This is a genomic window from Acinetobacter guillouiae (genome assembly GCF_002370525.2).
GTDB lineage: Bacteria > Pseudomonadota > Gammaproteobacteria > Pseudomonadales > Moraxellaceae > Acinetobacter > Acinetobacter guillouiae.
Window position 1 is genome coordinate 2,334,544 of record NZ_AP014630.1, and the last position, 18,064, is coordinate 2,352,607.

Sequence of the window (18,064 nt, forward strand, 5' to 3'; positions counted from 1 at the left end):
TATATTTTTAGGTTTATACTATCTAAATTTTTGATATTTAGCTAAAAATGCTATTGCCACTCAATCTGTTCTCTCTTACTTTCAATATACAAACCTATGTTCACGATAAGACGATATTGGTGACGTTTTTGAAATAAAGCTCACTACCAGCGACGAAACGATGATTTAACTTAAGTAGACTTAAATAGATTAATTTTGAGAGTTAATAAAATCTTCTCTATATTTTTGAGGGGATTTATTTGTGGAAAACTTAAACCAAGTGATAAACGCATTACTTGTATAGAATCCTAAAGATTTGGAAATGTGTGAAATTTTATGGTCATAATTTTCTAGATATTTTTTAGCTAATTCAAATCTGACCTCATCCAAAATTAAGCTATATTTAGTATTTTCCTCATGCAATCTTCGACTTAGTGTACGAACACCTATTTCAAGTTTTTCAGCAATAAATTCACGTGAAAAATTCCCATTGCTATAAAGTTGAGAATATAAAAGTGATCGAACATTGTTGGAAAAAAAACTTTCCTCGCCTGATTCTTTAATAATTGATTTTGCAAAATTTTCTATATTTTCATATAAAGCACGATTGGCAGTGACTAAAGGAAGTTCTAAAGCATTTTTAGATAAAATAATAGCGGATTCTGATTGTCCAAAGTATACTGGACATTTAAAAAAATCATTATAGAATTTATTGTCTGAACGTTTTGAAATATCATGCTTAAAGTGGACAGCTTTTAAAATGTCCATGCTATCACTTTTGATTAGATAAAGAATTTTAGCCCACCACGCTAATTTATATTCAGTTGCATATCTGACGAAATCGGCCCCTCCAAAAAAGCACTTCCACTCTAACATGATGTCTTCAGTTCTTTTACTTAACTCAATTTTTCCAATACTTCCATTTAACTCAAAGTATTTTTCGAAAGTTTCAATCGCATTCTGTAGTGATGAACTAATTTCGATTAGATAGCCAAGTACACCATTTGCTAAAGAGTTATTTTTTTCAAAGAATTTTAGTACAACTAAAGAGTCTTTTGAATTCTTATATAGATATAAAATAATTTTTTCAAAATATATGAATGAGATAAATGAATTTGGGTCAATAAGAGAAACTTCATTTAAATTGCATTGATCAAGTAACGCTTTTCTTCCCACATTGAAGAAGTCGCAATTATCTAGAACGTGAAGAATTAAACCAACTCGAATTTTACCAGTTGACATAGTATGCGTACTCAATATTCCTCCACATTTATGATTACATAAATTCAATCATTCATATAGCAATTCATATGTGATGATAATTATAAGGAATATATTAAACGCATTCAACCATGTTAATAATCACATGGTTTTAAGTAATAATTATTTAATCTGAATCATGACAAGGCATTGTTAGGTCTATTTTAATTGATATTTTGTAAGTTTCAATATTTCATCTTGGTAGATTTAGTATATTGAAGTAATTAGCATTTTATTATTTTTGATTTCTGCCAAACCATTACTTATTTAGGCGGTTAAATCAATATTTTTACTTCAATAACAATAACTTATATTTAGATGTATATACTTTTTTGTGTTCTTCATTGTTCCAAAAAAAATATTTTATGGTAAATTAAAGTCAAATTTAAGATTTTTATTAATTTTAATTTTTAAATATGAATTTTATATAAGGGATTTATTCATGTTTTAAATATAAAGTATTTTATTTAATTTCTGAATTTATTTTGTACATTTCATTTTTTATGCAAGACACCATTAATATGTTACTTGCAATGAATCTATTTTAGCTTGCATTACTAGGGATACGTATGCTTTCTACAACTAAATTATACTTGAGTACAGCAATACTCTCGACATTTGCTTTATCTGCAATGGCACAACAGAGTGTTGTCCCTACTGCTATGTTAGATGATACTTTTCTCGTAAAAACTCAGAATGAACGTCCTAATCAGGAACCATCAATTTTTAGGCCAATACAAGAAAAAAATACTCAACAACGTTTAAATGAACTAAAAAAACGTTTTGGTCATGCACCTAATATTATTGTCATTTTATTAGATGATGTGGGTTGGGGAGATTTGGGCGTGTATGGAGGTGGAGTTGCAACCGGTGCTGCGACTCCCAACATGGATCGTATGGCTAAAGAAGGATTACAGTTAATGAATGCCTATTCGCAGCCCTCATGTACTCCTACTCGTGCCACTATATTAACTGGTCAGCTACCAATTAGAACTGGTTTGTTACGTCCAATGTTACCCGGCGAAGGTAGTCATGAACGTGGTATAGACCCTAGCACGACCCTACCTCAAAAGCTTAAAAATGCCGGCTATATAACCCAAGCTATAGGCAAATGGCATTTAGGTACTGCGAAAGAGGCGCAACCACAAAATGTAGGCTTTGATGACTATTATGGGATATTGACCTCTTCTGATGACTATACCGCATGGCGTGAGTCTTGGCGTAATCCAGAATTGATGCTAGATCCGGTTCGTAAAGCCTGGGCCGCTGAAGCAGAAACTATGGCTATTGTCCAAGCCTCTAAAGGTCAGGAAGCAAAACAAGTATTCCCGATTAATAATGATTCTATTCGTTTGGTAGATGAAAAACTTACTGATAAAGCTATTAATTTCATATCTGAAATGAAGGGTAGCAAAAAGCCGTTTTTTTTATATATGGGGGCTCGTTGTTGTCATAACGATAATTACCCTCACCCTGATTTTGCTGGTAAATCTCTCGCTAAATATCCCTATAAAGATGCTTTAGTAGAGATTGATTACAGAGTTGGGCAAATTCGTACAGCACTTGAAAAATCAGGTCAGTTAGAAAATACACTCATTATTTTAACGAGTGATAATGGTCCATTCACTGAAGCTTTTCCTGACACAGGTTTCACTCCTTTCAGAGGGGCCAAGGCAACAAGTTATGAAGGTGGCGTTCGTGTACCTGGTATAGCATTCTGGCCCGGGATGATTAAGCCAGGCCGTGTTTCAGAAGGTCTATTTGATTTAACAGACATTTATGCAACTTCTTTAGGGCTAGCTGGGGCCTCTGAGCAGATGCCGAATGATCGCTATATGGACACAATTGACCAATCCTCTTTTCTGTTAGCGGACAATGGAAAATCTCGTCGTCGAGTTCAATATTACTGGGCGAATGACAACTTTATGGGGATTCGTATCGCGGAATATAAGCTACTAGTAAAGGAGCAAAGTTTTAATCTATCAGATACTTGGCCACAAATGAGTCCATTCCAAGGTACAGCACAACCTCTTCTTTATGGTGGTAAAATTTTTAATTTGTTAATTGATGCTAAAGAAGAAAATGCGATGGCTCCATTAAAACAACCCCAAATTCCCGTTTTAAAAGAAGCTGTAATGCGACATCTTGAAACCATGAAGAAATATAAAACCCCGGTGCCATTTAGATGAGTATTTTAAATCAACAAACGAACCTAAGTGAAAAAAATACGAATGGTATGATATATCTCACGGGTGGTACTTATATGATGGGGTCAAATAAACATTATCCAGAAGAAGCCCCTGAACACTATGTTAGTGTTTCCCCTTTTTGGATAGATGAAGCCCCAGTTACAAATCAGCAATTCAGTGAGTTTGTAAAAGCTACAGGTCACGTGACATTTGCAGAATTAGCGCCTAATCCAAGTGATTATCCTGGAGCTCCTCTTCATATGCTACAACCTGGTTCACTTTTATTTTCTCCTCCAGAACATCTCGTTAACTTAAATGATTGGTCTCAATGGTGGGAGTTTAAATTTGGAGCAACATGGTGTCATCCTCTGGGTCCAGATTCTACGATAGACGGTTTAGAGGACCATCCGGTTGTACATATTGCTTATAACGATGCTCATGCTTATGCAACATGGTTGGGAAAATCATTACCAACTGAAGCAGAATGGGAGTTTGCTGCTAGAGGGGCTCGTAAAGGATGTGAGTTTGCTTGGGGAGATGAACTTATACCAAATGGTCAGTATATGGCGAATACTTGGCAAGGAATTTTCCCTTATAAAAATTCATTGCAAGATGGTTTCGCTCGTACATCACCAATAAAAGCATTTCCACCTAATGATTATGGGCTATATGACATGATTGGTAATGTATGGGAATGGACCAGTGATTTTTGGACAGTTGTGCATCAGCAAAACCCTACTAAATCTTGTTGTATTCCTCATAATCCACGTGGTGGTAAAGAAACGGATAGTTACGATCCTTCGATGCCTGAAATTTTGATTCCGCGGCGAGTTTTAAAGGGGGGCTCTCATCTATGTGCTCCAAATTATTGCCAAAGATATAGACCAGCAGCTCGGCATGCAGAAGCAATTGATACTTCAACTAGCCATATTGGTTTCAGGTGTGTCGTGCGTAAATGACACATAGGTAAAAAATATTGCGTTAATAATTTATAAAAACATTTTATCCATACCTGATTTTTTTACTTATGGCTAATTGAAACAGGTATGCCCCAAAAGGAATTTGGAGGCTCTAAATGCATTCACATATTAAACAACCTACTTTTTTGATATTAGTAACACTAACATTCTTCAATGATTGCGTTGCGGCCGGTCTTGATCGCTCTGGCCAATCAATCACAGATTTTTTCCAAGAAGGGATCTATGCTTCAATTTCATATAATTACTCTATACCACATATCGATGGAGATGATACGGGCCTAAGTTCACAGGGGAAATTTAATGAAATACCGAATCTAAGCAGAAAAAGTTCATCATTTCGTTCTGGTTTGAAATTTGATCTAAATGAAAAAATTAGCCTTGGACTAATCTACGATCAACCCTTTAGTATTAGTCTAAAACATCATGGTCAAAATGACTTTGTTTCTCAAACTGAACATGGTGTACAAGGAACTCAAGCTAATCTGGATAGCAATAATTTAACTGGATTAGTTGGTCTAAATATCAATAAGAATTTTGGTATTTTCGCGGGTCCTGCGATACAAGAAATTGCAGGTCAAGTAAAATTAAGAGGACAAATTTACAAAAACATTGCAAATTATGATGCTGAACTACTTTCAGATTATTCAACGGGTTGGGTTGCAGGATTTAATATTAAAAAGCCTGAAGTTGGTTTAAAAAGTTCTTTAACATATCGCTCAGAGATAGAACATGATGCAAAAGGAGCAGAGCAATTTACAGCAATCAGTCAGAATGTTTATTTATCGAATGTGAAATTTATTTCCCCCAAGTCTGTGAATTTTGATTTTCAAACAGGTTTAAGCAAAACAACACAATTAACAACGAATCTTCGTTGGGTTCCTTGGAGTAATTTTGAATTTAAACCACCTAAGTTAGCAGAACGTACAGCACCTGCAACACTAGATCGATCAGGCTATCCTTTAATCAATTATAAAAAAGATCAATGGTCTGCTCAAATTGGCTTAGGTCAAAAAATTACAGACAAAATTTCTCTTTCAGCATCAATCCTTTGGGATTCAGGGTTAGGAAACCCTGCTAATGCACTTGGTCCAATTGATGGTTATTGGGGAACAGGCTTAGGAGCTCAATATAAATTTTTACCCAATTGGGCAATATCTATTAGTGGGAGATATTTATGGTTTGGAGATGCTCAAGCTGCACGTCAAAATGGTGATATTGTCGGTATCTTTGCTGACAATCATAGTTACTCTTTAGGATTTAAATTAACTTATCAAAAAAGATAGTGATATAAACAACGATTCTAAGAACAAGAGTCATATTGCATGGCTCTTGTTTAAAGCATCATTAAACTTTTGATTGGACAGTATTTAATTATTTAAGCGTTTTAAAAAAGCATCTTAATATAGACTTCAATAGCTTATCATTTTGAATGGCCAATAAGCTCAAGTTTTTTAAAAACCCACAGTCCACGAGAGTTGTGCAGTACGTGGTGCGCCAAGAAATAAATAGTCATCGCCTAAGAAACTCCCCGCATCGCGCCAGTATTTTTTATTAAACACGTTATCAACATTAAATCGAAGCGTATTGTCATAACCGTAAGCACGGAAGTTATAAGCTGTACCTACATCAAACACGCTATAGCCTGATACTTTTACTGTACCCGTTTTATTGGCATACTTACTGCTGCTGTACTGCATGCCAGCCAATAAACGTAAGCCATCTACTTGTGGTACTCGATACGACAGATGACTGGCAAAACGGACACTAGGTACATTTTGAGTTTGATGAGCTTGATAATCAGCCACTTGTATTTCTTTTAAACGTGAACGAGTTAAAGCTAAAGAAGAAGTCATATCTAGATTTTGCCCAAAGCGTCCCTGTAAACCCAATTCCAAACCAAGGTTATGTTGCTTACCATCCGTGACAAAGTATTTGTCTGCGTTGGTGTATTGATTGTCTTGGGTTAAATCGAACAATGCCGCTGTAAACAGTAATGTTTGCCACTGCTGCTTAATACCCAATTCATACTGAGTTGAATTTATCGGTGCTAACGTTTTAAAAGCATTACCTTCAATACCTTGATCTGGAATACCAGTAGCAAACCAAGGGGCTTGTCCGCCATCACTTAAGCCTTTGGCATAAGAAGCATAGAGGTGGGTATGTTCCCAAGGTTGATACATCAACGCAAACTGCGGCAAGAAACGATTAAAATTGGTCTCTCGGATGTTGTTTGCATCCACATCATAGGCATTTTCATTTAAATGCATCAGTTTACCGCCCAACAAAACTGACCATTCAGTGTTGAAGTCAATCTGGTCCAGTAAGTTCAGTGCAGTTTGTTGACTGTCTAATGATTTATAATGTGTACCTAAAGTTTTATCAGTAGGCGCATACGTTATAGGATCATTATAAATATTTCCTGTACCGACCCATTCATTGATCGCGTTATATTGTGTATGCCGTTTGCCTGTATGCGAGAGTTCTAAACTGAGCTTATGCTGCCAAGCCCCTGTGCTCAACTTGCCGTTTAATCCTGCTTTAAATTGATTGGTTAAGAAGCTGTCGTCTGGATTACGGAAATCATAAATATCATAGTTACCATTTTGGTCAAAGGTATTACCTAAACCTGTCGTTTGGCAAGTACTGCTATAACAACCCCACGGAAATGCTGAATAATCATCAATCACGACACGGCTTTGTGCAGCAGACAAATTTGTGGTCCAGTTGTCATTCACTTGGTAAATATATTTTAAGCTGGCATTTAGACTTTCATTGGTCACTGGTTTACTCCAGCTTTGATAACCAAGTAAACGATCCCATTTGCCCCCAGTCGGTACAGTCGTACCATCCAGTAACTGATAACCTGCGACTGAGCGCTGACGTTGACGCTGTGATTCAATGTCAAATTCTAATTTTGAGCGATCTGAAATCTTCCAGTCTAACGCCAAAGCGCCAAACAAACGCTGCCCATCTGCATGCTCAACATAAGGATGAATTTCTTCTTTGGCCAGATTCAGTCGATAACCAAACTGCTGCTCTTCTCCCAACCAGCCACCCAAGTCAGTTGCAACACGATTGCCGCCATGACTATCTACTTCAACGGTAATAGCACGAATGTCTTCTGGACGTTTAGTGACATAATTGATGACACCACCCGGTGTTGACATCCCACTTTGAATCGCACTCATACCCTTTAGAATTTCAACTTGTGCTTTGTTCTCAAGCGCTACATTTTGCTCGCCACGCAACAAATGACCATTGAGTAAATAACTTGACCCTAAGTTTAGGTTAAAGCCACGCATAATAAAGTTTGGATAATAACCAATGGGCGCATAACCATCACCGATTGCTGCATCATTTTTAACAACATCCGTCAGGGTTTTTGCATGTTGGTCAGCGATACGTTCCGCGGTGACTGTACTGATAGATGCAGGGATCTCAGCAAGATTTTGCTGAGTAAATCCTGATAAATTTACCTTGGGTTGATAATAAGCAGTTGGTGTTGTTTCTTCTGTTTGAACGCTTACTTTAATCGTTTTAAGTTGCTGTGTATCTTTTTCAGTATCAGCATGTGCCAATGCTGAACTTAGCCCTAGACATGAAAATGAACCAACCGCCAGTAGTGCTTTTTGTAAACGAGAAAATGGATACGTTTTCACAGTAATTGCCTAACCCCAAAAGATAATCTTACAGCCTCAATTTATGTGCATGAGTATTCACAATTTTTTCTCATTGAACAAGCATTTCTATAAGATATTTAAGCTTTAAAGAACACTTTGATATGACCTTGAAAATAAATAAGCATTTTTGAAGAGAAATTAAAACTTCGCCAAAGCATCAAGATGTTGCTGGAAATCACCTTCCGCCCCTGCAGCATTTACATGATCGAAGTAGTCATACCAACCACTTGCTTGAATACCTGTTAATAATGCATCCCGTGCCTGTTGATTTGGAAAGCGCCAAATCCCCATAAAGCGATGATGACTACTTTGATCAACGGCAGTATCAATCTCAGTGAGTGTTAAAAGCTCAACACCCAGATTAGACAAGCCTCCCATAGCCGCGCCAACATCACCCAAATATTGTTGACGTTCTTGTACAGATAAAGCTTGCCAAACTGCATTGGGTGTATAGAGTTCAATTAGATAGTGATTCATGATTTTTCCTTGATTTAATTCAACGTTTTATATGGATAATTTAAAAAGATTTTATGTAGATATTTTATCAGCGCTTATCAACAAGATTTTTCGCTACTTTCTCAAGTAAACCTGTTAATTGCTCACGCTCAGCTTGGGTTAAACCAGCAAATAGGCTGGCAATCCAGCGACTATGCTGATCAAACACAGTTTTTGCGACTTGTTTGCCCTTTGCCGTCAGTCGAATACATAACGCGCGACGATCTTCTGGATCTGCGTGACGTTCTACCAATTTTTCACGTTCTAAACCATCCAGTAGTCCAGTGACTGTGGCACGGGTAATTCCCGCTTGTTCAGCTAAAGTTTTAGGCGCTACAGCATCATTAGCTGCATCAAGGAGAAATAAAAGTACAAATCTCCCTTCAGATAAGCCATAAGGCGCAAGCTGTGCGGCACAGTCTCGATCGATACTTGAAGCGAGTGAAAGCGTTTGAAAACAGAGGCGCAAATTTTCAGTATCTACCATTTTACGGCGTTGCGCTTCATGCAAAAGCGCGGTGTATTTCTGTTCTATATTCATTTAGTATTTAACCATATAGTATGGTGGCTAACTATATATTGAATATTTTAGCTGTGTCAAGATTGATTCTTTACCAAAAAAAAACACTGTTTAAATTGATCGATTTTAAATGGACTAAAACAGATTTTTTCAGATTAATTTTTATGTTTACTTTATCTCGTGTTAAATCGATAAATTATTTATTAGTGTTATTTTGAATAGAATAAAACCTAGCTTATGATGTTTTATAATTTATTGAAATATATTGTTAAAGTCTAATTTGTTCATCAATTAAAACCCATTCAATATTGCCATTTCAAAGTGATGAGACGCCCATTTATTCGCCGTAAAGCAAGGCTTAAAACTCAACAAAATAAGTCGCAATCATACGATGTATCTTCCAAGTCAATATTCATCACTTATACATTGTTACTGCTGATCTAGGCCTAAGCTTTTGAAGATGAAACCAGATATTGATCTAAATTTTTAAGGGAAAAATCGATGATTTGCAAAAGCATTTGCTCTGAATAACCATCTCTGGCTTGAACGGATAATCCATGTAGTACTAGTCCGTAATACTGCCCTAATATTTCAGGGTCTGCATGTTCTAATAATTGCCCATCCGCTTTCGCCTGTTTAAAGCGCTTAACTAGACTTTGACCACGTTCAATACGTTGTTGCTTCATCCAGTCTAAAAGGCTTTGATTTTCCTGACTTAATACGCTTGCAGATGACACAACCATACAGCCATATGAATGGTTATTCTGGGTATAGAGTTTGATTGCATCTTGAAATAATTGACTGATCGCATCCTTGATATCTGCTTGTCGTAAAGCGTGGATCGCAAAGCCGCCTTCATTTTCTTCGTAGTGTATAACAGCTTCTCGAAACAACGCTTCTTTAGAGCCAAAGGCTTTATAAATACGCGCTGAAGCAATACCTAAGACCTCGACTAAATCTGACATCGAAGTCCCTTCATAGCCATGTTGCCAGAAAAAATCACGCGCTTGAATCAGTGCTTTTTCCCTATCAAATTCTCTTGGTCTACCAGCCATAACGACGCTTCAATCCGATTTAGTGTTTTTTATTATCATTCGAAAAAATAAATTTCGCAAATAAATCAATAGGATTTGTTGGAGAGGCTGCCCTTTTTTAGATTCTTTTTTAAAAACTTGTTGTTTTTATTCAAAAGAAAGCCTATTGTTTGTCGATCGACAACTAATTGAGTTTAGCTATGCAAACCATCAAAGGTCCAAGTATTCATCTCGCACAATTCAGTGATGATATTTTCCCATTTAATAATTTAGAGAGCATTGCTGCATGGGTTTCTGATAAAGGCTTTAAGGCTGTACAACTGCCAGCATGGGACAAGCGTTTATTTGATGTTAATTTAGCAGCCACAAGCCAAGATTATTGCGATGAAATACAAGGAATTTTACAAAATAATGGTTTAGAAATTAGTGAGTTGACAACGCATATTTTTGGTCAACTTATGGCTGTACATCCTGCTTATGATGCTTTATGTGATGCTTTTGCACCTTCACATTTACATGGAAATTCACTAGCTAGAACTCAATGGGCTGAACACCAAATGTTGGCTTCTGTTCAAGCATCTGCCCGTTTAGGTTTACAAGATATGGGAACTTTTTCAGGTTCACTGGCATGGCCTTATATCTTTCCTTTTCCTCAACGCCCCGCTGGACTTATTGAAACCGCTTTTGATGAACTTGCACGTCGTTGGATGCCGATCCTCAATGCTTGTGATGAACATAATGTCAATCTGTGCTACGAGATTCATCCTGGCGAAGACTTACATGATGGCATTTCCTTTGAAATGTTCTTAGAACGGACACAACACCACCCACGTTGTCAGATTCTTTTTGACCCGAGTCATTTTATCCTGCAACAACTGAACTATTTGGAATACATCGATATCTATAAAGATTTTATTCGGATGTTCCATGTTAAAGATGCGGAGTTTAACCCGACAGGTCGCCAAGGGATGTATGGGGGCTATCAAAATTGGGGAGATCGTGCAGGTCGATTCCGTTCTACTGGAGATGGTCAGGTTGATTTTAAAGCAATTTTCTCAAAATTGGCACATAACGACTATCAGGGCTGGGCAACTTTGGAATGGGAATGTTGTTTAAAAAATAAAGAGGATGGCGCAAGTGAAGGTGCTGAGTTTATTCAACAACATATTATCCATGTTACCAATAAAACCTTTGATGATTTTGCCGCAGCGCCTGTCAATCAATTGCAAATAAATCAACTTTTGGGTATCTAAGGCAACGATTGGAATTTACTATGACAACCATTACAACACATGAAAATTTAGTTGATCAATTTCAGCATCATTACATCCATATAGACAGTAAAAAACTTCATTATGTCTCTACAGGCCGTGGTCCTGTTGTATTACTTATCCCCGGTTGGCCACAAACATGGTACGCATGGCGAAATGTAATGAGCGTCTTGGCAGCCAACGGTTATCAGGTAATTGCTGTGGATCCACCGGGAACGGGATATTCTGTGCCGCTGAATGGAAGTTATGATACGGGGCGAATTGCGACAATTTTATCCAGCTTAATGTCAAAACTTGGACATGATACTTATTCAGTGATTGGTCATGATATCGGGATGTGGGTTGCTTATGCACTTGCAGCTGATTTTCCCCAATCTGTTACTTCTCTGGCTGTGACTGAAGCCGTTATTCCCGGATTGGCAACGCCACCGCCTATTTTTGTTTCAGCTGATGAAAATATTTTTCTATGGCATTTCATGTTTAATCAAGTGATGGACTTACCTGAAGCTTTGGTCAGTGGACGTGAAGAAACTTATCTTAATTATATTTTTGATAAATGGTCGTGGCACAGAGATAAAGTCGCCGCTGCAACTTATATTGAGGCTTATAAAGTATCGGGACGTTTAACGGCAGGTTTTAATTACTATCGTTCAATCCCCGAAACCATTCGTCAAAATAAAATCCGCGCAACTAAAAATCTAGAAATGCCTGTATTGGCGATTGGCGCAGAACAAGCAACCAATGATGCACCTTATGAAACTATGAAAAAAGTTGCACCACATTTAACCAGTGCAATTGTCAAAGATTGTGGTCATTTTATTATGGAGGAACAACCCGAAGCGTTTTGTTCCCTGATTTTAGAATTTCTACAACAGGAGCAATAAGATGCCTTTAGATCATCAAATTGCAGACTGGCTTAACACTAGACCTGCTGCAACAACTGCAAACACACTTTGTGAATTAAGAGCGCAGGTAAATCAGGACATCATACAACAGCAAGGTATTGAGCAAGATCCCAGCTATCAATCCAGTTTTTGGGTCACAACTTCTGATCAAGCTCAAATCCAAGTTCGGGTATATACGCCCTATGCTTTGGTGCAGCTACAAAGCAACCCAGCTTTAGTATTTGCCCACGGCGGTGGATGGTGTTTGGGGAGTTTAGATGCATGGGATCGTTCATGTCGTTTACTGGCAGAGTCAACACAGCATGTTATCTTTTCAGTGGATTATCGCCTAGCGCCTGAATTTAAATTTCCAGTACCGCTGACAGATTTTTTTACAGCACTTCGTTATATTCAAGAACATGCTTTAAGTTTAGGGCTTGATCAAAATCGTATTGCTGTGGGTGGTGATAGTGCGGGAGCTAACCTTGCAGCGGCTGCATGCTTACTCGCTAAAGCGCATCCAGAAATCCAGATTAGTCAACAACTGCTGTTTTATCCAGCCTTAGATGCCACGATGCAGGGTAAATCCTATGAAACTTATGCGGATGGTTATGGCTTAACCACTGCAACAATGGCGTATTGTTGGGATCAATATTTAAATAGTGATTCCGACAAAACCAATGAACTGGTGAGTCCTCTACTGGCACATTCATTACAAGGCTTACCTGAGACAACAATTTTTGTCTGTGAATATGATCCACTGCGTCATGATGGTGAACAATATGCTGAAAGATTGAGAGATGCTGGTGTCTCGGTGAAATTTCATTTTCTAGCAGGAATGATTCATGGTGCAATTCATATGACTGCAATCACAGAGAAAGCCAACGCTATATACGATAAGATTGATTTATAGGTGATTTTGATCATCGTGAAAAAAGGAAATCGCATGATTTCCTTTTTTGCTATTTCAAAAGTATCTGAATGTTTATAAAAACAGAACTGATATACGCATTAAAAAGACTAACCTAATTCAGCCAATATTTTATCTAGTGTAGCATTCTGTTGCTGCCATTTTGGCTGTTTATCTTTGTCGACAATTAAAGCGCGAACACCTTCAAGAATATCACCATGTTCAAACCAGATATCCTGTAAATTTCGTTCCAGCTGCATACATTGTTGTAATGACAATCCCCGTCCCAAGTATTGCAGTCGTAAACTGGTCTTTTTCGCCACCCAAGAACGTTGTTGCAAAGTGCTTAAGACTTTGCTTGCCCATGCTTGATGCTGTTGGTCTTTTTCATTTTCAAGACTTTTTTCAATATCTTGCAAATTTTGAAAGCCAAAATGCTTACGAATGTTCTCAACCGATGCACTGAGTTCACTTTCTACAGGACGGGTAATAAATTTAGAAATTATCTGTTCAATATTGTCTTTGCTTAAATTGCTTGATTGGCTTAATGCATCAAGTAAGGCATTAAACTGTTGGCTAGGAACATGATAATCAATCAAATCTAAATATAAGGCATCACTGCTACTGATTTGGTCGCCAGTGGTTGCCAGATAGACCCCAATATCATCTAAACGCGACAAGAAATGCGTTGCGGCAACATCAGGAAAGAAACCAATCGCTGTTTCAGGCATGGCAAAACGTGATTTTTCACTGCTGACAATAATATGACAGGCTTGTGCCAGACCAAAACCGCCACCTAAGACATAACCATCTAACAATACCACAACTGGTTTTTTAGACGCGCGAATGCTATTCAACATGTCATATTCAGCGATAAAATAGCCTTTATGGCCGTCTGTACCATTTTGATAACAATCATAAAGATAACGAATATCACCGCCTGCACAAAATGCTTTTGGGCTATTGGATTTGATCAGTATCGCTTGAATGCCAGCATCATTTTGCCAAGTTTCAATTTGTGTACGGATACCATTGATCATATCCAAAGTTAGTGCATTCAGGCTGGACACCCGATCTAAGGTAATCACACCCAGAGCTGCGTTCTGTTCGATGATTAAATGATTTTCAGTATTCATCCCATCTTCATCCTATTATTGATTTTTAAAGTTGGCTTGGCGTTTATCAACAAAGGCTTGCATGCCTTCTTTTTGATCCAAAGTAGCAAAAATTGAATGAAAGGTTCGTCGTTCAAATCGCAAACCTTCCACCAAACTCACTTCAAAGGCACGATTAATTGATTCTTTAATCATCATTGTCGCCACCAATGATTTTTCAGCAATTTTTTCAGCAGCACTTAAAGTCTGGGTTAAAAGCTCTTCGGGGCTAAACACACGGGCAACTAAACCACTCAGTTCTGCCTCAATTGCCCCCATTTGTCGAGCGGTTAAACACATTTCCATCGCTTTGGCTTTACCTATGGCAAGGGTTAAACGCTGCGTACCCCCAATGCCTGGAATCACGCCTAAAGTGACTTCAGGTAAGCCAAATTTGGTATTATCTGCACAGTAAATAAAATCACACATCAGTGCCAACTCACAACCACCACCCAAGGCATAACCACTGACAGCTGCGATTAAGGGTTTACGGCGTTGCGCAATTCGATCGGCAAGATTAAAAAAATCATCAAAATAAATATTGGGAAAGTTCAATCCCGCCATTTCTTTAATATCAGCACCTGCTGCAAAGGCTTTTTCTGAACCAGTCAGCACCATACAACCAATATCCTGATCTTTTTCTAAATCATCTAAAGCTAAATTTACTTCTTGGATTAATTTTGAATTTAATGCGTTTAAAGCCTTTGGGCGATTGAGTGTAATTAAGCCTACGCCTTTGTGTTTTTCCAGTAAAATCGTTTCAAATTGCATATTCATTTCCTTATCTGTTTTATCTTATCATCTGATACACACCGATTAACTCTATTTATAAACTTCGCGCAATCACCAAACGCTGGATGTCACTGGTGCCTTCATAGATTTGGCAAATACGTGCATCACGATAAATTCGTTCAATTGGAAAATCTTTTAAATAACCATAACCACCAAAGATTTGTAGTGCAGCAGAACAGACACGCTCTGCCATTTCAGAGGAAAATAATTTTGCCATTGAGGCTTCATTGAGACAGGGCTTGCCTGCTTCTTTCAATCGTGCGGCATGATGGACCAATTGACGAGCTGCTTCGATTTCTGTTGCCATACTGGCCAAACGAAAAGCGATTGCCTGATGTTCAAAAATCGGTTTTCCAAAAGTAATCCGTTCTTTGGCATATTTGCTGGCTTCTTCTAAGGCAGCACGTGCCAAACCCACCGCTTGCGCAGCAATACCTATACGACCGCCTTCCAGATTAGACAGTGCTATTTTAAGCCCTTCACCTTCTTGACCTAACATTAAGCTTTTGTGTACACGCACATCAGTCAATGCAATTTGACAGGTATCTGAAGCATGCAATCCCAGTTTTTCTTCAGTCCGAATCACTTCATAGCCCGCAGTTTCCCGTGGCACAATAAAGGCACTGATACCTTTTTTACCAGCACTTGGATCGGTCACTGCAAATACAATAATTACACCAGCATTATTTCCTGAAGTAATAAATTGTTTTGCACCGTTAATAATCCAATCCTCACCATCTTTGACAGCTCGGGTTTTCAGTGCTGCTGCATCAGAACCAGTATGCGGTTCGGTCAATGCGAAAGCACCTATCATTTCACCTTGTGCCAAAGGCATTAAATATTTTTGTTTTTGTTCTTCATTACCAAATTTAGCAATCGGAACACAACCGACTGAATTATGCACACTCATAATGGTAGAGGTTGCGCCATCGGCCGCCGCAATTTCTTCAAGTGCAAGGACATAGGCTAAGTTTCCAGTATCTGAACCACCCCATTGCTCTGAAATCAGCATCCCCATAAATCCCAATTGCCCCATTTGTGACAAGGTCTCTTTGGGGAAAATGCTGTGTTTATCCCATTCCGCTGCATTTGGTTTAATTTGTTCTTGGGCGAAACTTTTCGCCATGTCCTGAATCAATAATTGTTCTTCAGTAAATTGCATTTCATATTCCTTAGCATCATTTAACATCCTACATTCGGCAAGTTTAGCTTGTGTAGGATGATCCTTACTGGCTTTATACACTTAATTGTTGTTTAGCAATTTCTTGATTCCGTAGTAAAAAGCGTTGAATCTTGCCACTTGGAGTCTTGGGTAGTTCAGTAACAAATTCAACTTGTCTTGGATAAGCATGGGCAGACAGACGTTTTTTGACAAATTGCCCAAGTTGTTCAGCCAATTCCTCAGATGGTGTTTTATTTTCTGCCAAAATCACAAAAGCTTTAACGATTTCTGTTCGCTCTGGATCAGGTACTCCAACAACAGCAGCTTCAATCACTGCCTCATGTTCAAGTAATGCACTTTCTACATCAAAAGGTCCAATACGATATCCAGAGGTGGTAATCACATCATCACTACGTCCAACAAAGCTCATACTTCCATCTGCATGTAATTCAGCAGTATCACCGGTCAAATAATAATTTTTGATAAATGGTGATTTACGACTTTCTTTATAGCCAGCAAACCACATCATCGGTGATTGACTGATATCTACCGCTAAAATTCCAGCGGTATCGGCAGGCAACTCATTGCCTTGATCATCTACCACAGCAACACGATAACCTGGGCTGGCAAAACCAGCAGCGCCTGCACGGACGTCGTGGCTTAAACCATGATGATTGCACACCACCATGCCCACCTCTGTCTGTCCATAATGATCAAAAATAGGCGCATCAAGCACTTGTTTAAACCAACGAAAAACTTCAGGATTTAAAGGTTCACCAGCACTACTCACAACCCGGAATTTACCTTTTAGTTGTGCCATTTGAGTGGGATCCGCGGCCATCATCATCCGATATGCTGTAGGTGCACCTGCCAAATTGGTAATTTTATAATCATCAATAATTTGACATAAACTGTCTATGCTAAAACCACCTTCATAAAACAAAGTGGCATGGCCTAACAATAATGGTCCTGTGATACCGTAATATAAGCCATACGCCCAACCTGGGTCAGCAATATTCCAAAATGCATCATCTGCGCGTAAGCCGATCGCATCTTTCATATAGTTGCCAAAAGCAATTAAGGCTTTGAGTGGAACTTCTAAAGGTTTTGCAGGCCCCGTGGTGCCCGAGGTAAACATCAGTAAAAATGGATCTTGAATGCTTTGCATGACCAGATCACATTGCTCAGCATGTTGATTGAGTTCTTTCCAAAAATCTAAATCGTCTTGTTGTACAGCATGACCCTGTTGATCAGAGACGGTCATAATTTGTGGACACTGTGCAACTTCATCCAGTTTGCTACGATTGCCGATATCGGTCACAACCAATTTGCTTTTTGCCAGCTGAACTCGATGTTCAATCGCCTTTGGGCCAAATGCAGTAAATAGCGGTTGATAAACTGCACCAATTCGCCAAGCAGCGAGAATCACCACCAATAATTCGGGAGTTCTTGGTAATAAACCCGAAATACGATCACCGGCTTGAATACCCTGTGACTTTAAAAAATTGGCAAACTGACTCGACCATTTTTTCAGTTGAGCAAAGGTGTATTGTTCTTTACGGCCATCTTTACCTTGCCAATATAGGGCAACTTTTTCGCGATCTGCTTCTGCATGTCGGTCACAGCATTCATAACAGGCATTCAGTTGATCAACCGAGCCTGAGAGCATCTCTTGAACCGCACCATCTAAATTAAATGTTTTAGCAACATCCTGATAATTCAACATATTATATACTCCGGCCTGGATTTATTGT

The 18,064-nt window shown here is 38.3% G+C and carries 15 protein-coding genes; 6 read left to right on the plus strand and 9 right to left on the minus strand.

All coding sequences use genetic code 11. The annotated features are described in order from the left end of the window. Positions 1 to 189 precede the first annotated feature (189 nt). On the minus strand, positions 190 to 1,236 hold the full coding sequence (locus AS4_RS10790; protein WP_126606916.1) for an AraC family transcriptional regulator: 1,047 nt from the start codon (positions 1,234 to 1,236) through the stop codon (positions 190 to 192). Positions 1,237 to 1,808: 572 nt separating this feature from the next. Here AS4_RS10790 and AS4_RS10795 point away from each other — a divergent pair. The 3 genes from AS4_RS10795 to AS4_RS10805 all read left to right on the plus strand — a co-directional run bounded on the left by AS4_RS10795 (position 1,809) and on the right by AS4_RS10805 (position 5,691). Beyond that, a complete protein-coding gene (locus tag AS4_RS10795) occupies positions 1,809 to 3,428 on the plus strand; it encodes an arylsulfatase (RefSeq protein ID WP_096734132.1) in 1,620 nt (539 codons plus the stop codon). Between the two features lie 47 nt (positions 3,429 to 3,475). Next, entirely contained in the window at positions 3,476 to 4,387 is a 912-nt protein-coding gene (locus AS4_RS10800; RefSeq protein ID WP_096735514.1) for a formylglycine-generating enzyme family protein, read from the plus strand. Between the two features lie 116 nt (positions 4,388 to 4,503). Beyond that, the gene (locus AS4_RS10805; protein WP_096734133.1) at positions 4,504 to 5,691 is read left to right on the plus strand and encodes an outer membrane protein transport protein; all 1,188 of its coding nucleotides are present in this window, start codon (positions 4,504 to 4,506) and stop codon (positions 5,689 to 5,691) included. Between the two features lie 168 nt (positions 5,692 to 5,859). Here the strand turns inward: AS4_RS10805 and AS4_RS10810 are convergent, their stop codons facing one another. The 4 genes from AS4_RS10810 to AS4_RS10825 form a co-directional block, all read right to left on the minus strand. Beyond that, positions 5,860 to 8,067, minus strand: a complete 2,208-nt coding sequence (locus tag AS4_RS10810) for a TonB-dependent siderophore receptor (protein WP_096734134.1) — start codon at positions 8,065 to 8,067, stop codon at positions 5,860 to 5,862. Positions 8,068 to 8,226: 159 nt separating this feature from the next. Next, positions 8,227 to 8,565: a DUF6616 family protein gene (locus AS4_RS10815; protein ID WP_096734135.1), complete on the minus strand. Its 339-nt coding sequence runs from the start codon at positions 8,563 to 8,565 to the stop codon at positions 8,227 to 8,229. A 67-nt stretch (positions 8,566 to 8,632) separates the two neighbouring features. Beyond that, entirely contained in the window at positions 8,633 to 9,124 is a 492-nt protein-coding gene (locus AS4_RS10820; protein WP_096734136.1) for a MarR family winged helix-turn-helix transcriptional regulator, read from the minus strand. A 425-nt stretch (positions 9,125 to 9,549) separates the two neighbouring features. Further along, positions 9,550 to 10,158 carry a TetR/AcrR family transcriptional regulator gene (locus AS4_RS10825; RefSeq protein WP_096734137.1) on the minus strand — a complete coding sequence of 203 codons (609 nt, stop codon included), beginning with the start codon at positions 10,156 to 10,158 and terminating at the stop codon, positions 9,550 to 9,552. 179 nt (positions 10,159 to 10,337) lie between these two features. On the opposite strand from AS4_RS10825, the gene AS4_RS10830 reads away from it, so the two are divergent. From AS4_RS10830 to AS4_RS10840, 3 genes are read left to right on the plus strand one after another with little or no spacing between them, the layout of a single operon-like run. Beyond that, positions 10,338 to 11,390 (plus strand): sugar phosphate isomerase/epimerase family protein, encoded by a 1,053-nt coding sequence (locus tag AS4_RS10830; protein ID WP_096734138.1) that lies wholly within the window; start codon positions 10,338 to 10,340, stop codon positions 11,388 to 11,390. A gap of 20 nt (positions 11,391 to 11,410) precedes the next feature. Further along, positions 11,411 to 12,292: an alpha/beta fold hydrolase gene (locus tag AS4_RS10835; protein WP_096734139.1), complete on the plus strand. Its 882-nt coding sequence runs from the start codon at positions 11,411 to 11,413 to the stop codon at positions 12,290 to 12,292. A 1-nt stretch (position 12,293) separates the two neighbouring features. Beyond that, entirely contained in the window at positions 12,294 to 13,205 is a 912-nt protein-coding gene (locus tag AS4_RS10840) for an alpha/beta hydrolase (protein ID WP_096734140.1), read from the plus strand. 107 nt (positions 13,206 to 13,312) lie between these two features. Here the strand turns inward: AS4_RS10840 and AS4_RS10845 are convergent, their stop codons facing one another. The 4 genes from AS4_RS10845 to AS4_RS10860 form a co-directional block, all read right to left on the minus strand. Continuing rightward, a complete protein-coding gene (locus tag AS4_RS10845) occupies positions 13,313 to 14,338 on the minus strand; it encodes an enoyl-CoA hydratase/isomerase family protein (RefSeq protein ID WP_096734141.1) in 1,026 nt (341 codons plus the stop codon). A 15-nt stretch (positions 14,339 to 14,353) separates the two neighbouring features. Continuing rightward, positions 14,354 to 15,127, minus strand: coding sequence for an enoyl-CoA hydratase (locus AS4_RS10850; protein WP_096734142.1), 774 nt, complete (start codon positions 15,125 to 15,127; stop codon positions 14,354 to 14,356). A 55-nt stretch (positions 15,128 to 15,182) separates the two neighbouring features. Further along, positions 15,183 to 16,310, minus strand: a complete 1,128-nt coding sequence (locus AS4_RS10855) for an acyl-CoA dehydrogenase family protein (RefSeq protein WP_096735515.1) — start codon at positions 16,308 to 16,310, stop codon at positions 15,183 to 15,185. Between the two features lie 73 nt (positions 16,311 to 16,383). Then, the gene (locus AS4_RS10860; protein WP_096734143.1) at positions 16,384 to 18,036 is read right to left on the minus strand and encodes an AMP-binding protein; all 1,653 of its coding nucleotides are present in this window, start codon (positions 18,034 to 18,036) and stop codon (positions 16,384 to 16,386) included. Positions 18,037 to 18,064: the final 28 nt, after the last annotated feature.